We start from the raw sequence: 18,752 nt of genomic DNA, 5'->3' as shown, positions 1-18,752 counted from the left end.
TTCTTATTAAAATTTTATAGGTTTTAATAAGAATTACAAAAAAATATCTATAAATTTTGTATTTTTATATTTAAAAGACAAAAACATTTACTTAAAGTAAATGTTTTTTAATTATTTTTTAGCTGATCATTTAAAAGTAAATGTTGTAAGTGCAAATATTGCAGCAAGTATTAATACTGCTCCAAGTATTGGCTGTCATGTTGCTGTAAAATCTTTTCCAATAAACTCTTCTGAAATTGGTTGCATTGGATTTTTATAGTGATTATTAAATCCACTTTCTCATCCTTTATCACTTCAACCTCTTGTTGCATATAAAAATAAGAATACACCATACTTATGAGGTATAAAATATGTAAAGATTATCATTCCTTTACTTGATTCAAATGCTTCTGGAGGTAACATTATTCCTGATAAGAAAATACTAAAGAAATATATCATCATTATCATTCCTTGCATTGAACCAACTGAACTAAATAGTCCACCAAAAAATGTTGCAAGAGCAATTGATGTTAATGTAATTAAAATCATAGACAATAGCATATAACCTCAATTTACTTTTCCTAAAAGTTGTGCAAAGCTTAATGCATCACTTGATGAAACTAATTTATGTATTTGTGAAAAAATTAAATTAAATATCATCATTAAAAAGAAAGCTACTATTCCCGCAATTAGATAAACAAATCAAAGAGCTCCAATAAACATTGATTTTCTAATTCCTGTAATATCAATTCTTTTTAGAAATACAGAGTTTTTTCATTCAACAACAGCAGGAGCTAATAAAGTTAAGCATGTTAAACAAGGTAATAATGTATAACCAAATAATGCACCATATTTTTCTCCTTGAATTTTAGCTCCCATTATAAAGAAAAACATAATATTAAAAAATATTGGAACAAAAATCATAAAAATTATTGATTTTGGTTCTTTTATAAAAGATTTATAAAGTAATAATGATAAGTTATTAAAAATACTAATTTGTTTTTTAACTTCAAATTTATTTTTCTTTTCAGTTTTAGTCATTATATTTCTCTCCTTTAAAGAATTTATTCATTAATTTTCTTACAGATTCATATTTTTTAACTGTATTTTCAACTGAATCATCATATCAAATTTTACTATCTTTAATAATTATTAGTCTATTGCACATTTCTTCAACTTCTTCAGGATGATGTGAAACTAGCAATAAAGTTTGTTTAAATTCTTTTGTATTTTTTTTAAAAAAATCAATAATTTTAAACTGTAATTCCATATCCAATCCTGTTGTTAATTCATCAAGAATTATTATTTTTGGATTGTTCATAATTGATATCATAGCATTAAATCGTTGTCTTTGTCCACCACTTAATTTTTTAAGAGGTCTGTTTATAAACTCATCAATTTCAAAAACTTCCTTTAATTTAGTTTCTCATTCTTTTGTAAATTTTGGGTAAACAAATTTATAAAAATCTAACATATTTTGTGCTGTTATACCAGTAGGTCAATTTCCTTCTTGTAATTGAATTCCTATTTCTTGTTTAATATTTTCAGTTAAATTGATTTTGATATCTCCTGAATCAGGCTTACTAAATTGAGCTATCATTTCAACTAAAGTTGTTTTACCGCAACCATTTGCTCCCATTAGTGCAACTCTTTGACCTTCTTCAATTTTTAGATCAAAGTTTTTAAATATTACTTTTTTGCCAAAGCTCTTTGATACATTTTTAATGTCAATTAATGTTTGCATTTTTCTTCTCCTTTAATTCATTTAAATATAACATATATGATAACAAAAAATACATATTCTTTATTATTTTTTTAAAAATGAATAAAATTACTTATAAGAATAAAATTTTAAAGATTTTAAAAACTTTTATATTTTTAAGGAAATAAAAAAGAATATTTTAAATATTCTTTTTTATTTCCTTATTTAATATTACTAGGAATACGATTAAAATCAATTCAAGCTATATTTGGATTATTTACTTTATCATAAGAAAACATTGAAGTAACATCAAAAAGTAAATTAATTCAGTTCATATTTCATTATAGTAATCTTAAATTTTTTCCTTTTATATCTCAATCTGCATAATAATAATAAATGTTTTTAGCATCTGATATAGGAGTGTTTGAATTTTTACGAGTAGCAAAACCAGTATAACTTTCTGTAGTTTCTTCTAAAAATTTCGGACCTTCGCCATTTACAAAAGCAAATCTATATTGATCACTTTTTGACTCTAATAGTAATTTACTTCTCATTCCAATTCCAAAATTAGTTATATTATTAGTAATAGTGTTCAAAGATCCTGTTAAATTAAGAAGTACATTTATACCTTTTTTTGGAACTGCACTATTTTGTACAAATTCTCCAATTCAAGAATCAAAAAATTCATTAGTATTAGTTATAGTCATTAATTTTTTAGGATCTCCCATTTGTGAACTTTCAATACCAAAAATATTTCTAAATGATTTAATTTCATGTTTTATAAAAGTATTTAAATCATCAACATCTAATTTTCCTGTTTGATCATTTGCTGAATAATTAATAAGTAAATCAAATTTTGGTAAACGGTGTTCATAAACTGATGAAGAACCTCCTCCAACTTTTATAGAAAGTCCATTTAAAGAAACTATATCCATTGAAATTGCATTTTTATATCCTTTACGATCTGAAATTTCACTAGTAAGTTCTATATCTTTTTCCTTTAAAAATTCTTCTTGTTTTATTAAATAATCACTTTCAAAGTCATTTTTATTTTTAAGTAAATATTTATCATTTATTATGTTAGAAGCTTCTAGTGAATTTGGATCTAATTTAAATATAGAATTAAATAAAAATCAAGCATCATTTTGAGTATTGTTTACATCATAAGTATATTCAATTGGATTTAATTTTTTTTCCATATTATTTACTTTATTAATTTCTTGGTAAATGCCATCTTGTGAAAAAATTAAAGGTAGACTTTGAATACTTGAAAAATATTTATTGCTAATAAAATTTGTTAGATTATTTTTAAATTCTTCATCTTTATTATAAAAATCTTTAATATAATTTTCATAATAACCTGAATAAGCATCTTGAGGTTCTCCATTTGGAGCTATTTTGTTATAAAATAAATCTGTATATTCGATAGCATCATTTGAAGTATAATAATCTCTTGTTATATTTTCAAGAAAGTTATCAGTACCTTGTTTAAAAGCATCACTTTCTGTTGAAGAATATGCAAATGTTTCATTTAAAGTTAAAGCTTCTGTATTATTAGTAATTCCATTATTATAATTAATTATAACTTTAAAATCAAATTGAACATTTCCCATTCAAATATTATTTTCTTCTATATGTCCATTATTAATTTTTAAAGTATCAAAATTAATTGTAATTTCAGAAATAGTTTCTATATCGTAAAATAAAATTTTATATTTATCTTTTTCTGTCATTTTTCTAAACTCTGCAAATAACTCATTAGTTCTCATGATTTTATTAAAATCATTTGTTATTGCAAGTCTTTGTTTATCAGTTATTTCTGACTCTTTACCAGAATTTGCTTTTATATTTTCTTCTCTTAAAAATTCATTTGAAATTTCTGTTGATGGAACACCAATTAGATTTGAAATTACTTGTGCATAATGATTATTATAAATATCTCTAACATCTTGAGTTAATTCCTGAATTAACTTCGCATAATCGTCTTCTTCAGTAGTTGGAGGTGGATCAACAGGAGTTGTTCTACAAGAAATAACAGTTGTTATTGGAGCTGAAAATATAGTCAATCCTGAAAGTAGTGTTAATATTTTTTTCATTTTTACCCTCTTTTCTAAAAAGTTGTTTTAATTTTTATCATCTAAAGCTTTATAAATTGATTCCATATTTATTGGCAATTTTATAAGATTCTTTAAAGGTAAATTATTTTTTATTAAATAAAGAACTATATAATTTAATTCTTTATAATTGCTAATTGATATTACTAATGAGTTTTCATCCTCATCATATTTAAATGATTTAATATTATTTTGTTTCAAAAAAAGTCTAAATTTATTTACATCATATTTTTTTGTAATAAAGATTTTATATTTTGAATATATATCTAATTCAACTTTTGAACCTGAAAAAACTAATTGTCCTTTATCAATAATTAAATAATCATCAATTATCTCATTTATTTCATCAATATTATGAACAGTAATTATTATAGTTTTTCCTTCATTTTTAAATTTAGTTAAGATCTTTTTTATTTTTTCTCTTCAATAAGAGTCCAAATTTGCTCCGGGTTAATCTAAAATAATTATTGAAGGTTCTTTTATGAAACATAAAATTAAATTCATTCTATTTTTCATACCCCATGAGTAATTTTTAATTTTTTTATCTTTTGATTCTCATAAATCAAAATACTTCATTCAATACTCAATTCTTTTTTTATACTCTTTTTTATAAAGACCAAGCATTAAACAAATATCTAATAAAAACTCATATGCTGTAACTTCATATAGCGAAAAATCCATTTGTGTATAAAAACCAACATTGTAATTGGCTTTATAGTAACTATATGCCTTTCGATTTATATCGTTTAAAACTATATCGCCTTTATATTTTCTTATTATTCCTAAAAGTGTATTTATAATAACTGTTTTTCCACTACCACTACTACCAAGTAATGCTGTGATTTTACTACTTTGAATTTCAAAAGTTAGTGGTCCAATTTTAGAATTTTTAAATTTTTTTAAATAGTCTTTAAAAGTTATTACAGGTTTTTGATCTATCATTTATGCCAAATCCATTCTATTGAATTTTCTTCTTGCTATAAAAAAGTTAACTGTACATATAACTATTTGAACTAATATATAGAAATATGGTTCTAAATAATTATTGTATGTATCATAAGTTATTTTATAAGTTGAATCTAATTTAAAAGTATAAAAGATATGACTTATAAAAAGATTGTTTTGTTTATTAAAGAAAATTTTACTTGTACTATCAGGTTCAAATCATATTTCATCAAATGCTCTACCCCCATAATAAGAATAGTTAAGTAACATATTGGAAATAAGATTAGCATGAAAGAACCCACCATACAAGGAAGTTACATTTTTATAATCTTCTCAATCAGCTGAAGTAGTTATAATGACACTATCATCTAATATAACAAGATTGCTTGTGTATCTTAAAAAATAGTCTTCTAGAATTCTAACACTCAACATTGTAGGAAAATTAATTGTTTCTGTAATTAATACATCTAGTGCTGTAGTTTTGTCAAGAGATAATTTGTTTTGATTTAAATTGAAATAATTCTGATAAATATCAATTAAATATTCAGGATCAAATATTAGACTTTGTCCAGTTTGCTCATTTTTAATATAACTTGTAGCAATATTATTATTATCTAAAATAATAAAATGCTCAAAAAGAGAATAAAACTGAGATTGAAAATTAGCATAAATACTATTTATGTAATTTGTAAATTCAATAAATTCTTTTATAAATAAATCATCTGGATATTTTTCTTTTAACTCCTCAATACTTAAAAATCTATATTTAAGAGAAGTTTTAAAAGTAACATTAGATCCTACTCAAGGACTAAGCAATGATCTTGAATATGCAGTTGCCATTCTAGTTGGAGTTTTTAATTCAACTGCAACAGGTTTTTCTACAACGATGCCTTTACTCTTTAAAAAATTAATTCTTAATTCTTTGTTTTTGTTTTCTTCGAATGTAGAAGTTCTAAAGGAACTTTCTATAAAAAAATTAAAAATATCATAACTTAAATTTGGATATTTATTTTTTTTATTAAGTGCATGATTTCTAAGATTATAGGAATCATACATCTCATTAACTTTCATTGTTGTTTGACCATAATTATTACTTCGCATTGTAATATTTTTATTTTCAATATCTTTTAATAAAAATTGTAATGGTAAATTACTTATGAAACTCAATGACAATATAAATGTTGCAATAATTGCTAAAAATTGTTGACCGGCAATTAAAGACATTAGTAAAAAAAAGTTTATTAAAAAAATACAACTAATAAAAACATAAAAGAAGTAAACACTTGATATTCTTAAAAGTACAAAATTAATATCTCATCTAATTAAACTATAGATAGTATTAATTAATAAGTAATTAATAATTATGTTTATAGTGACTAATATAAGAATAGTTATTATTTGAAATAAAAATAACTTAGTTCTTTTGACTTGATGTGAGATTATAATTTGTAACGTCTTATCATCTCTTTTGTTTATAAAAATAAAAAATACTAATCTTAAGCACAACATAAACATTAAAATAAATAAATAAAATAAAGCATAGTAATCAAACATTATAACTAATTTTTCATTATTATTAATAGTTAAAAAATAAGTTAAAAAAGCAGCAGATAATAATAGTGAAAAAATATTTATAGCTAGATATGTTTTCTCTTTAATAATTAATTTTATTGTAAATTTAATTATTACTCCTGAAGAGATAATACGTCTTACTTTTACCATCAGTTTATGTAGTATTGTTCCAAACTAATTGTATTGCTATATTTTAATATTAAAAATAAATTTATATTTACTTTTAAATAATTTTTAATTGAAAATATTTTTTTAAAAAGAAAATAAATATTTTTTTCTTCTCTATATTTATTTTTCATTCCCTTTAAAAAATTTAAATTTCTCATAATATTATTTCTCATTCATTTCCAAAATATTATTTATTTTTTTTTGAACTTTATTATCCCTAAAAATTTGCTTAAGATTACTAATAAAATTAGTTTTGTTATTATCTGATCAAATTTCTTCCTCACAGATTTTTTTGATTAACATTTGTTTATTTAAAAATTTATTAAATTTTTTTGTTGAGGTTACTTGAATTAAATTAGTAAGTAAAATTTGAATGGTATTCATTAAAGTTTTCTTCCGCCTTCTTATAAATTAAATGTTTAATTTTTTTCGACTCAAAGTCATTTACTACTAAATAGTTATTTCTAACTCTTTTTTTGAAAAGATGTTATAATACTTAAACTTATAATAAAAATTGAAGCTGTTAATAAGTGAAAAAAATTATTCATCTTGCTTTTCATTCTTTTTTTTTTTTTTTTAAAAAAAAAAAAAAAATTCTAATCCATATATATTGTCAAAAATGTTTTATTTTAAGTTTTGTTACTAATTCATATTTTGAAAAATAACTAGTTTCTATTTTTATACAAAATTTTTTTAAAAATATAGTCTTTTTTTAAAATTAATAATTCTAAAAATACTTTTTTTATTTTTAGCTATATAAATTTAAGACCATATACATTTGATTGAAATATATAATTTAATCAAAATATTATCACAATTTTTTCGGTTTTTTTTTAATATGTTTCTTAAAATAAAATATATAGTAAGAACCTAAAATTATTGTATTCAAAGAAACTAAAAAAGTACTTTTTAAATTCAACTTAAAAATATAATATATTTTTAAGTTTTTTCATAAAAATATTTTTATGTTTTAAAAAGTCTTTTTGTATTAAAATAATATACTTACTTATTTTATATTTTGCTAACTATAATTTGCCTAATTCATTGGTACCTGATAAATGGGAATCGTTAAAAAACAAGCATTCTTTAACTTCATGTTTCTTTTCAGTCCAGATTTGATAAATAAAAAATATAATTTCTTCTAATAATTCTATAAACAATAAGTTTTGGATCCATTATAAATTACAAATTTAATATTAAAATAGCAAGACTCGTAATTTACTCTGTAATCACTTCTTTTGCTATTAAATCTTTATAATAATTTTCATAAATTTTTTACTACTTATATCATTAGCTGTTAAACTAAAATATTTTTTTCTAAAAAAATTCATACTTGCAGCATATGATCAATTTATATATTCTTCATTTTTAAAACTGTTTAAAATACAACCTAATTTTCCAAAGCCTAAAAAAGATCCTTTAAAAATTTTTTTATTAATTATTAAGGAACACCCTATTCCAACCTATTAAAATAACTACAGAGTTTTTAGCATATTTTGCATTTCCTAATTTTAATTCAGCTAAAGCTGCACAGTTTGAGTCATTCTCTATAAAAACAGGAATTTTGTATTTTTTAAAGAGACTAGTTTTAAAATTAATTTTATGTAAATCTATAATAGCCGACAAGCCAGTTATTTCACCAATACCCGAATTAATAACTCCTGAATTTGAAATGCAGATATTTTCAATATTTTTATTAAGATTATCTTATACTAATTTCATTATTAAATTTAAAACATAATCTCCAGTAACAAAGCCTTGAAATTTTATAAAGTCTTTAAAAACAATTTTATTATTTTTAATATAACAATATTTTTAAAGACATTCCCCCTAAATCAAAGCATAAATTCATTTTTTTACCTCTTTCATTTTTATGAAATTAAATTTTTATGAAAATTTTTTTAATTTATTTCAAAAATATTTATTCTCTAAATAATATAATTTAATAATTTATATTATTTCTATTTTTGAAAGTAATTGTAATACTCAGAATTTATTATTTAATTTTTAAATTTTTTTTATTTATATATTTACTTTCAATTCCTTCTTCTTCTATTTTTATATTTCTTATTTCCTTATTTATTTTCATTTCAAAAGGAATAAAGATTATTTTTATTAATATAAAAATAATTAAATAAGAAATAAGTCATAATATAGTGCAAAAGAGTTAAATGTTATACTTATAAAAATTTCTAAAGATAATATTTCATTTGTTTTGGGATAAATAATCTTTATTTTTTCTACGCTAGTAAAAAGTGATAGAAAATATTTATAACCTAATTCCTTTTTTTCATCAGTTCCATTCTTTATTCTTCACGCATTTATTAATCCAAAAACTATTAAAAAAAATAATAGTAAAAAATCAGTTTATTATTAAGAAAAAAGTCATGCAAACTTTAAAACTTCCCAAGTGTTTAAAATCTCATTTTTTTTAAAAAACTATTGTTATTATTAATAAAGCAATAAATATGAAAATATTTAGCATACCAAACAGTATATACCTAATTTTAATCTTTTTATAGTATAGTTCTAAAAATTCATTTTTGCTCATATTTCATATTCTCTTCCTCTTAATTAAATTTTATGAACTATGAGTGAAGTAAAAGTAAAATACTTTTAGTAGCTTAAAAATATTTTATAGACTTATTGAACCAATAACTATAATATTTAGAATTTCTTTTTTACTCTTAAATTTTATTTATTAATCTTTTTAATTAATTCCCATTTTAATTGAAAAATATTAATTCAAAACTAATCTTAAAAATTTAGAAATACTAAATAAAAATACTTCATAAAATTCTGAAATATTTTTTAATTCAAGAATTTTATGAAGTATTTAATTAGAATAGTAAGCTTTTATTATTTTTTTAATGATCGCTTTCATTTTTTATACATTAATACTATTATTAAAGAACCTATTGCAAAATAAAATAAATATATAAATAAAACATCTAATAATGGTTTTATTTTGTTAACTAAATATAATTCCCCTTTTTTACCAACTACTTTTGAATTATATGTTTTAGCATAGAATATTGAGTGATAATTATAATAATCTAAAAATGTATTATTTTTTTGATAATTAATTGAATTAAACATTAAATTAAAATGACTTATTGGGTTTAATAAATTTGAAATTAAATAAGATTTTTGTTTTTGTTGAAGTGTAACTATTGGATTAGCAATAGCAATACCATTTCTACTGTTTGTTTCTAAAGCAACTTGCATAACTTCATAAACATTAAATAACATTGATTCAAAAGATTTTCTAAACATAAATTTTGTTGCTGTTGTTTTAGCTTCAATTTTATATTTGTTTATTGGATTTAATAAAATACCTGATTTTGGATTTTCTTCATTTATATTTCTTCAAATATTTCAATTTAAAATAAATTGTTTATATGCATTCAATATATTTCCATATTTACTATCAAAATTGAAATTTATTTTATCAAATATTTTACCTGGAGTTTCTTTAATCAAAACAGTTTTATTTGATCATTCTTGAATTTGATTTCAAGAAAGCAAATCACGTTGATTAGCATCTATTTGTGATTCAACAGCATTTATAAATTTTCAATATTCTTTATCAGAATTAATTTGTTTTTCATCATAACCTGACATAATAAAAGCTTCTATTTGACCGTTACTTTCTATATATCTTTTTGTGTAATTTTCATTATAAATAGTTGTACTTAAATCATCTCTGTCAATTTGTTTTTTAATATTATAAAAAATTTGATTTTTTAAAGCATCACTAAATGCTTGATTTTTATTAAAATCAGTTGTTGATGTTAAAACTGAAAAAAATATAGTAAGCAGTGGCAATAATAAGATAAATATTGTAAATGAAGTAGAAGCAACCATTGAAATACTTGATTTTATTAAAACACTGAATACTAAAACTACAATTGGAATGAAAAAAGCAAATATACTATATCATCCAAATGGAGTTATAAAAAATTGATATGCTCATAAACTATCGTATTTATTAATTGAAAGATAAATAATTAAATTTATTAATAACTTTGAAATAATTAAAACTAAAATTAAAAAATATGATAATAAAATTCTTGATAGAAAAATACTTTTTTCTGAGTAACCAAAGTTTAAATCTATTTTTCATAAACCTTCATTTTTTTGTAAAATAAAAAGATGTGAACAATGTATTAAAACTAGCAAAGCAATTAAAACAGAACTAGTAGCAATAATTAATTTATTAATTAGTATAAGTTGAGAATAATCATTAAATGCTAAAACCAAGTAAATTGAAATTGAATCTATAAGTATTAAAAGAAAAAAGGAAACTAATGTTAAAATTATTAGCTTTCGATTTTTAATTTGATTTAGTAAAACCGTTTTAAATAAATTTATTGATTTATTATTTTTCATTTAAATAATTTTCCATTTCTGTTTTTTTACTGATTGTTTTGCTTGTATGTAACTCAAATAGTTCTTTTAATCTGCCATTTTCTTCTAATTTATAAGGTTGATCTATTTTAATAACTCCCTCTTCAAGAATAAATATATGATCCAAAATGTGCTCTACTTCATCTACTAAATGTGTAATAACAACTATAATGATTCCTTGTTTTTTTTAATGCTTCAATTGTTTCTATCATCATTTTTTTTGTTTGTATATCTACGTTAGCTGTTGGTTCATCTAAAAATAAAACCTTAGGTTTTAAAATTAGACAAATAAAAAGCAATAAGATCTTTTTTTGTCCAGCTGAAAGATCAGCTACTTTTAATTTTAATCATGCTGAAACGTCAATTAATTTAATTACTTCATTATATTTAGCTTCAAAACTTTTTTTAGATATATTATTTAAATTTTTAATATATTCAATGTAAGCTTTAACCTTAATTTCTTGAGGTAAATTCCCACTCTTTAAAAAATAATATCATTCACCATAATCAATTTCAGATTGCTTATTATCTTTAAAATATATTATTTCTCCAGTGTCATAGTTCAATTCATTGAAAATTAGCTTAACTAAGGTTGTTTTTCCAACACCATTATTACCTAAAAGACCATAAATTTTATTATTTTGTATTTCGATATTTATATCCTTTAAAACTTGTTTGTTATCAAATTTTTTTGATATATTATTTAATTTAATTATTTGTAACATGTATTAATACACCTAGTTCTATCTTTGTTATTTTTAAAATTACAAGTAATCTATTCAATTTTTTCATTATTTTTGAATAATATTCTTTTTAAAACTACACTTTTATTTTACATAATTTTGTAAAGAAATCTAGTCTTTTAACAAGTTTTTATTTTGTTTGCTCTTTTATCCATAAAATTTCATAAAAAAATAGCATTAATTTATTCATTAATACTATTTTCTTATAAAATCTTAATTTTATTTACTATTCTTTAAAACTTAATCTATTTTTTTGCAATTACTTCTATTTCAATTAAACCATTTTTAGGTAGATTTGATACTTCAATAGCACTTCTAGCAGGTTTATGATCTTTAAAGAAGTTTTCATATATTTCATTAACTTTTGCAAAATTATTTATGTCTTTTAAAAAGATTAATACCTTAATTACATTATTTTTTATAAAATCAGCTTCAGTTAAAATTTCATTAATATTATCTAATGCTATTTTAGTTTGAAGTTCAATTCCCTCTTCTAATTGCATAGTTTCAGAATTTAAACCTAATTGACCAGATAAATAAAGAAAATTATCATCTGTTAATATTGCTTGACTATATGGTCCTATTGCTTTTGGTGCTTTTAATGTATTTATTACTTTCATAAATTATTCTTCCCTTCTATAAATTTTTAATAATTTCTTTAAACTTTTTAGTAACTTCTTTTAATTGTTTTTTGCTTATAGCTATGTTAATTCTTAATCAGCCTTGCTCACAATCTGCAAATTCATTATAAAAATTTAAAATCATATTTTTCTTTAAAAATATAGTTTTAATTTCATCTCAATTTGTTTGCGTTTTTAAGTTTATTCATAGCAAATATGATGCATCCATTTCCATTATTTTAACATTATCAAAATTTTTAAGTTCATTTTTGAAAAATAAATAATTAGATAAAATGTATTTTTTTAATTTTAACAATCACTTAAAACTATACTCATTTGAATAAGCTGCAATTAAAGCTGGTTGAAAAAAAACATTTGAAGAAGTTAAAGAATCATTTTCATATTGAGTTAATATTTTTTTCATAATTTCATTATTTGAACAAATCATGTAAGATCCTTTTAATCCTCCCAAGTTAAATGCTTTATTTGGTGAATTGCAAACTATAAAGTTATTAATTTGATTTCTATATTTTAATATTGAGTTGTGTTCTTTTTCTAAAGTTAAATCCCCATGAACTTCATCTGAAAAAATTAGAATCTTATACTTATTACAAATTTCTATAATCTTTTCTATCTCTTCATTATTTCAAACTCTCCCACCAGGATTGTGAGGATTACATCATAAAAATAGTTTTATTTCATTTTCTTTAATTTGTTTTTCAAACTCTTCAAAGTTTACAAAATAATTATTATTCTTATAAACTAAACGATTATAAATAACTTTTCTTTTAGTTTTTATAATTGATCTTTCAAAAGGTTGATATATTGGAGATTGAATAAGTACTGCATCATTTATATTTGTAAAACACTTAACTGTTTCAAACATTGCATTAACTGTACCATGCACTAGTTTAATAAGTTCTTTTTTTAAAAAAATATTGTGAACCTTATTGTATCAATTAATTATTGAAAGTATTGAACTTTCTTCTTGATATGTGTAACTATAAGTTTTTCTTTTAGCTCTTTTAAAAATTGCTTTTACAATAGATTTTGGTGTTTCAAAATCCAAATCTGCTATTGATAAGTTATAAATTTTTTTAGAAAAATCAATTGAATAATTATTTTCTAAATATTCACTTGATCATTTTCTTTCCTTATTCTTTTTTCTATTTATAATTTTATTAAAATTATTCATAAGCTACCCACTTTTCATTAATTTCGCTATTTCATTTTTTAATTTCTCAACTCTTGGTCCAATAATTATTTGAATATTTAACTCATCAATATATTTAATAGCTATTGCTCCAAGTTTTTTTACATCTTCTTGTTGAATCTGTTTAGTTTCTTTTAAAGTAATTCTTAATCTAGTATAACAATTGTTTAAGCTCTCAATATTTTCTTTTCCACCTAACAGGTGTAAATATTTTTCAGCTACTTTATCAAAATCATTAACTTTGTTTTTATCAACTTTTTGAACAATACTTTCTTTTTCTTCTGGTGTAAGTTCTGTTCTTCCAATTATTTGTACATTTCTTAATTTTATGTAGAAGTAAAATAAATTAAAATATAGAAATCCTCAAATTGATCCAATAACTAATATGTAGTATCACTTTGTATTTAAACCTTGAATTACACCAAAGACAATAAAGTCAATTATATTGCCATCCGTATTTCCTATTTTAACTTGGAGTAACGCGACAAATAAATATGCCATACCTATAAAAAAACAATGAATTAAATAAAGCATTGGTGCTACAAATAAGAATAAGAATTCAATTGGTTCGGTTATTCCCCCAACAACGCTTGCAACTATTCCAGGTACAATAATTGATTTAACCATTGGCTTTTGTTCTTTTTGTGCAAGTAAGTAAATTGCTAATCCTGCCATTGGCAAACCAAACATTACAGTTGGCATATACCCTTGACTTAAAAATCTTGTAGCTTCAGCTGAAATAGGTTGATTATATTTTAACTGTTCATAAAAAATATTTAATGCTCCATAAACTATTTCATTATTAACAGGATTTTGTCATGATCCACCAGCTTCAGTATATCTAATAATTGAATTTATAACATGGTGAATTCCTGTAGGTCTTACTAAACTTTCAGTAAACCTATATAGAAATGGACCAAACACTCCTATCTTTTGAACTACCAATCCAACTCATGCTAGCAATTGTGCAATTGCTGGTCAAAAGAAAGTTGCTGGAAGTGCTAAAACTGAAAATAAAAGTATTGATATTATAGGAACAAATCTAGTTCCCCCTCAAAATGAAATTGCATTTGGTAAATTTATGTATTGAAATTTTTCATGTAATTTATATATTATAAGACCTACAAAAATAGCTCCTAAAACACCAATATCCATTGTTTGAATACCCAATATTTCTTTTGTAGTTCTTCCAATAAAAGTTCCTTCTTGTAATCAACTTGAAGGAAAAATGTTGATTGTAAAATTTATACTAAATAACATTGTTGCATAACCTAAAAAACCACTTAGTGCAGCAACACCTTGATTGTCAGATGCTAAACCTAATGGTATTGCCATGGCAAACATAAAAGGTAAAAATGTAAAACCAATATTTCCTATTAATTTTAAAAATACAAAAAAGTCAAATAACCCTCTTGTTTTTAATCAAGGCATTTGTGTCAATGTAGCTTCTGATGTTAAAGAAGCGCCAATTCCTAAAAAAATACCACAAAATGCCATAACAGCAATTGGTAACATAAATGTTCTTCCCAATTTTTGAAACTTGCTAAGCAAACTATTTTTTGACTTTTTAGTTTTTAATTTTTTACTTTCTTTTTCATTCTCTTTTTTTTCATCCCTCTTTTTTGAAAAAATATGTTTCATAATAACTCTCCTTTCAAAAATATATTACTTAAATTTAAAAGTCGTTATGTTACTATGAGCCTATCGTGTACTAAAGTAAATCACTTTGTACTTTTACTAATAAATAATTTGTAAAATCTAAATATAAATAGTCTAAAATTTGAATTAAGCATTGACCTCTTATAGAAAATGAATCTCAAATATTTTCTTCAAGATTTGGAAGATCTATAAATAAGTCACAATATTTATTAATCTCACCTTTTTCTCCTAATATTCCAAACATAAAAGTTTTACTTTCAAGTTTTTTTACAATATCAATTAAATGTTTACTACTTCCACTTAAGCTTAAAATTATTACAATATCATTTTGATCTATTTGTTCTACATATGATTCTATTGAATTCAAATCTCTTTCTTGAATAACAGTTTTATTTAATCATCTTATTCTTTGAACAAAATTTCTTGATATGTTATATGCAAGATTCATACCAAAAACATAAATAGTTTTTGCTTTCTCTAATTTTTTTAAAAATTTTTTTATTTCATTTTCTTTTAAAATATATTTCTCAAGAGTTAAATTAGAAGAATTATTTTTTATTTCTAAATACTTTAAATAATGATTATTTTCTTTAATTAACTCTTTTTGAAAATTAAATTGTTCATTCAAACTCAAACTACTTTTTTTAAATTTAGATAATTGATATTTTAATTCACTATATCCTGAAAGACCTAGTTTATTACAAAATCTAATAATTGATGGTTTAGATGTATTTGTTTTTTTTGCAATAGTTTCTAAATTAATATTTTTTATTTTTTCAGTATTTTTTAAAATTCAATTTGCAATGTGAGAATTGATATCAACATTATTTTTAAACGCAATTTCTCTAAGAGTATTGTATATTTTTAATTCATCCATTTTCTTCCTCTTTTGTTTTTTTAATTAGCAAAAAAACTTTCAATAAAATTTTAACAGTAGAGAGAGTATCTTTTAAAAATTAGTTTGACTTTAATATATTTTTTATTGTTAAAAAGTAATTTACTTTCTTCTTTTACTAAAGTAGAATTAAATTTTTATATTAAAATTAAAAAAACCAAATTCAATTATTTGGCTTAATAAATTTTATTTATTTCACTTTTTCATTATATTCATTTGTAAACTTTTTTCTTAGTTTAATTTGATAATTTAATATTGACTCTTGATAATTTTCTTTAATTTCTTCAACAGATTTTGAATAACTCTCTAAATATATTTTTTTATCATAATGATCTAGAGTAGTTAACTCTTTTGATTTACTCATAAATTTATTTTTCAAAGAAATCATTTTTTGCTCTTTTTGTGCTCTAATAAAGTTTTTAGTATGTTCTTTATTTTGATTTACATAATCTTTTTCAAATTTTTTAAGTTGATCAAATATTTCAATTGCTTTTATAATTTTTTCTTTTGTATTTTTTGATATATCAGTTTTTTGACTTTTTAATTTCTCAATTTTAACAAGTGTTTCATTTTTTTCTTGTTCACTTTTTGACACTTTAATAGTTGATCTTAAAACTCTAATTTGATCATTGATATCTCTTTTTTGAGAACTTTTCTCTTCAATAAGTTTTTCAATATGATTTGCATGTGTTTCTTTTAAAGAACCTATTGTTCCTTTACTTGAAATTAACATTAGTCCATAAAGTGAAGTTGTAACTGCAACACCAGATGTAACTGCTAAAAAGAATACTGCAGTTTGTCATCCATATGGAACTGCTCCTAAAATTGCAACAATTGGTCCTCCATGACCTGCCAAGTCTTGAATTTTAAATGCTCCTGCAATTGCTCCTGCAACAACTCCCCCAGCAATATTTGCAGCAATTGCTCTTTTTGGATCACGAATTGCAAATGGAATTGCACCCTCTGATATACCAATAGTTCCCATAATCATAGCAGCTATTCCTAATCCTTTTTCTTCTTTATTAAAGAAACGTTTAAATAAGATTGTACTTAATCCCATTCCTAATGGTGCAACAGGAATTGCTGCTGCCATTGTTCCCATTGGATAGTAAATACCTGAATCAATTAACATTGTACAAGTTACAAAAGCAATTTTGTTAATTGGTCCTCCCATATCAAATGATGCCATTGCACCAATTAATATTCCTAAAGCAATACCTAAACCAACTCCAAAGTTAGGATTTTCATATCCCCCTTTAATAACATTAGATAATTGTTGCATTACATATCCAATTGGTCCTCCAATTAAATAGATAAACAATACTGAAATTCCTATTCCTGCTGTTAAAGGTATAAAAAATATTGGCATTGCTGCTTTTAAAGATTTGTGTACCTTTCAAGTATTAACTCATCTAACATAATAGCCAACCAATAAACCTGATAAGATTGCTCCAACAAATCCTGTTGGAGTTTGAATATTGGGCATTCCAGGCAATGGCATAAAGTAAGTTGCATTATTTCCAATAAATGCTCCCAACATTGCTGGAGCTATTGCTGCTCGACCAGCAATAGAATTAGCAATGAAACCTGCTAGTATTGGAATCATTAGAGTAAATGCAGCTCCTCCAATTTTGTCCATTACTGCTAAAGGATTCCAAGGATATAAAGGTTTTCCATTTATATCTAATGGTCCTGAAGTTCTTGCTTCTGGTCCTCAAATTGCTTTTGCTAGACCTATAGAAAATGCAAGACAAATTCCCCCTCCAATTATTACAGGAATCATATAAGAAATACCTGCAAAAATATGTTGTAAGACACCTTCTTTTTGCTTATTCATTGATTTGTCATTTTTAAATTCAACATTTGATTGAATTGTACCTTTTGCAAAAGCATCTTCTAAAACTTTTAAAGGTTCTTTAATTGCTCTTGCAACGTGAGTTGAATAAACTAGCTTACCATTAAATCTTTGCAAATTTACTTTTGTATCTGCTGCAATAATAACAACATCTGCATTGGCAATTTCTTTTTCAGTTAGTTCAGTTCCAACTCCTTTACTTCCTTGAGTTTCAACTCTTATATTTGCTCCAATTTTAGAAAGTTCATTGATAAGTTTATCTTCTGCCATATAAGTGTGAGCAACACCAACAACACAAGCTGTGATAGCAACAATATTTTTTCCTTTATAACCATTTATTGCTAAAGTTTCTTTTGTTGCTATTGGTTTTTTAATCTCAACTTTTAAAGCTTTTGCAAATTCTTTTGAAGTTTCAACAGTTTTTAGTTTTTCTCTTAACTCTGAACTCATCAATTTTTTAGCAGTTGCACTTAAAATTTCTAAATGTTCAACTGAAGCATTTTCAGGAATAATTAAAGCAATAATTACCTGTGTTGGTTTTCCATCCAATGATTCTCATTCAACACCATTAACTGTTCTTACACAAATTATAAAAGCTTGATTAATACCTTTTATTTTTGCATGAGGTATAGCAAATCCATCTTCAAATCCAGTAGTTCCTTCCTTCTCTCTTTGATAAAAAGACTCTAATAAAGATTGTGAATCTGATACATATTCAAATTCTTTTGCTTTATTACATATATATCTTAAAATTTCATCTTTTGAATTTAAATCTAAATTCAAAAAGATTAGTTTTTCTTTATAAATATTTTCCATTTATCTGTTTCCTTTCTAAAATATTTTCTAACTAATTTCAAAAAATGATCAAGTAAAAAAA

The 18,752-nt window shown here is 22.5% G+C and carries 15 protein-coding genes; all 15 read right to left on the bottom strand.

Annotated features, from left to right (window positions below; genetic code table 4):
- Positions 1–111: 111 nt before the first annotated feature.
- The 15 genes from SFLOR_RS02705 to SFLOR_RS02630 all read right to left on the bottom strand — a co-directional run bounded on the left by SFLOR_RS02705 (position 112) and on the right by SFLOR_RS02630 (position 18,691).
- Positions 112–1,020: an ABC transporter permease gene (locus SFLOR_RS02705; RefSeq protein WP_100916562.1), complete on the bottom strand. Its 909-nt coding sequence runs from the start codon at positions 1,018–1,020 to the stop codon at positions 112–114.
- Entirely contained in the window at positions 1,013–1,723 is a 711-nt protein-coding gene (locus tag SFLOR_RS02700; protein ID WP_100916561.1) for an ABC transporter ATP-binding protein, read from the bottom strand. Before SFLOR_RS02700 ends, SFLOR_RS02705 begins: the two co-directional genes overlap by 8 nt.
- 299 nt (positions 1,724–2,022) lie before the next feature.
- The gene (locus SFLOR_RS02695) at positions 2,023–3,777 is read right to left on the bottom strand and encodes a hypothetical protein (protein WP_100916560.1); all 1,755 of its coding nucleotides are present in this window, start codon (positions 3,775–3,777) and stop codon (positions 2,023–2,025) included.
- Between the two features lie 27 nt (positions 3,778–3,804).
- Positions 3,805–4,233, bottom strand: a complete 429-nt coding sequence (locus SFLOR_RS02690) for an ATP-binding cassette domain-containing protein (protein ID WP_100916559.1) — start codon at positions 4,231–4,233, stop codon at positions 3,805–3,807.
- 12 nt (positions 4,234–4,245) lie between these two features.
- On the bottom strand, positions 4,246–4,737 hold the full coding sequence (locus SFLOR_RS02685) for an ATP-binding cassette domain-containing protein (protein WP_100916558.1): 492 nt from the start codon (positions 4,735–4,737) through the stop codon (positions 4,246–4,248).
- Entirely contained in the window at positions 4,738–6,462 is a 1,725-nt protein-coding gene (locus SFLOR_RS02680; RefSeq protein WP_100916557.1) for a hypothetical protein, read from the bottom strand.
- Positions 6,463–7,914: 1,452 nt separating this feature from the next.
- The gene (locus SFLOR_RS06165; RefSeq protein WP_425443404.1) at positions 7,915–8,160 is read right to left on the bottom strand and encodes an ROK family protein; all 246 of its coding nucleotides are present in this window, start codon (positions 8,158–8,160) and stop codon (positions 7,915–7,917) included.
- Between the two features lie 1,179 nt (positions 8,161–9,339).
- Positions 9,340–10,872 carry an ABC-2 family transporter permease gene (locus SFLOR_RS02660; protein WP_100916553.1) on the bottom strand — a complete coding sequence of 511 codons (1,533 nt, stop codon included), beginning with the start codon at positions 10,870–10,872 and terminating at the stop codon, positions 9,340–9,342.
- Complete coding sequence (locus SFLOR_RS05860) at positions 10,862–11,017, bottom strand: hypothetical protein (protein ID WP_157806935.1); 156 nt, start codon at positions 11,015–11,017, stop codon at positions 10,862–10,864. Before SFLOR_RS05860 ends, SFLOR_RS02660 begins: the two co-directional genes overlap by 11 nt.
- The gene (locus SFLOR_RS02655) at positions 10,980–11,615 is read right to left on the bottom strand and encodes an ATP-binding cassette domain-containing protein (protein ID WP_100916552.1); all 636 of its coding nucleotides are present in this window, start codon (positions 11,613–11,615) and stop codon (positions 10,980–10,982) included. Before SFLOR_RS02655 ends, SFLOR_RS05860 begins: the two co-directional genes overlap by 38 nt.
- A 263-nt stretch (positions 11,616–11,878) precedes the next feature.
- Positions 11,879–12,253, bottom strand: coding sequence for a Rid family detoxifying hydrolase (locus SFLOR_RS02650; RefSeq protein WP_100916551.1), 375 nt, complete (start codon positions 12,251–12,253; stop codon positions 11,879–11,881).
- A 16-nt stretch (positions 12,254–12,269) separates the two neighbouring features.
- On the bottom strand, positions 12,270–13,448 hold the full coding sequence (locus tag SFLOR_RS02645; protein WP_100916550.1) for an aminotransferase class I/II-fold pyridoxal phosphate-dependent enzyme: 1,179 nt from the start codon (positions 13,446–13,448) through the stop codon (positions 12,270–12,272).
- Positions 13,449–13,451: 3 nt separating this feature from the next.
- On the bottom strand, positions 13,452–15,107 hold the full coding sequence (locus SFLOR_RS02640; RefSeq protein ID WP_100916549.1) for a PTS transporter subunit EIIC: 1,656 nt from the start codon (positions 15,105–15,107) through the stop codon (positions 13,452–13,454).
- Between the two features lie 70 nt (positions 15,108–15,177).
- Positions 15,178–16,002 (bottom strand): MurR/RpiR family transcriptional regulator, encoded by an 825-nt coding sequence (locus SFLOR_RS02635; RefSeq protein WP_100916548.1) that lies wholly within the window; start codon positions 16,000–16,002, stop codon positions 15,178–15,180.
- Between the two features lie 208 nt (positions 16,003–16,210).
- Positions 16,211–18,691, bottom strand: a complete 2,481-nt coding sequence (locus SFLOR_RS02630; RefSeq protein ID WP_100916547.1) for a fructose-specific PTS transporter subunit EIIC — start codon at positions 18,689–18,691, stop codon at positions 16,211–16,213.
- Between the last annotated feature and the right edge of the window lie 61 nt (positions 18,692–18,752).

Origin of the sequence: Spiroplasma floricola 23-6 (assembly GCF_002813555.1) — a bacterium.
Lineage (GTDB): Bacteria > Bacillota_I > Bacilli_A > Mycoplasmatales > Mycoplasmataceae > Spiroplasma_A > Spiroplasma_A floricola.
This window is presented reverse-complemented; position numbering and strand designations above follow the sequence as displayed.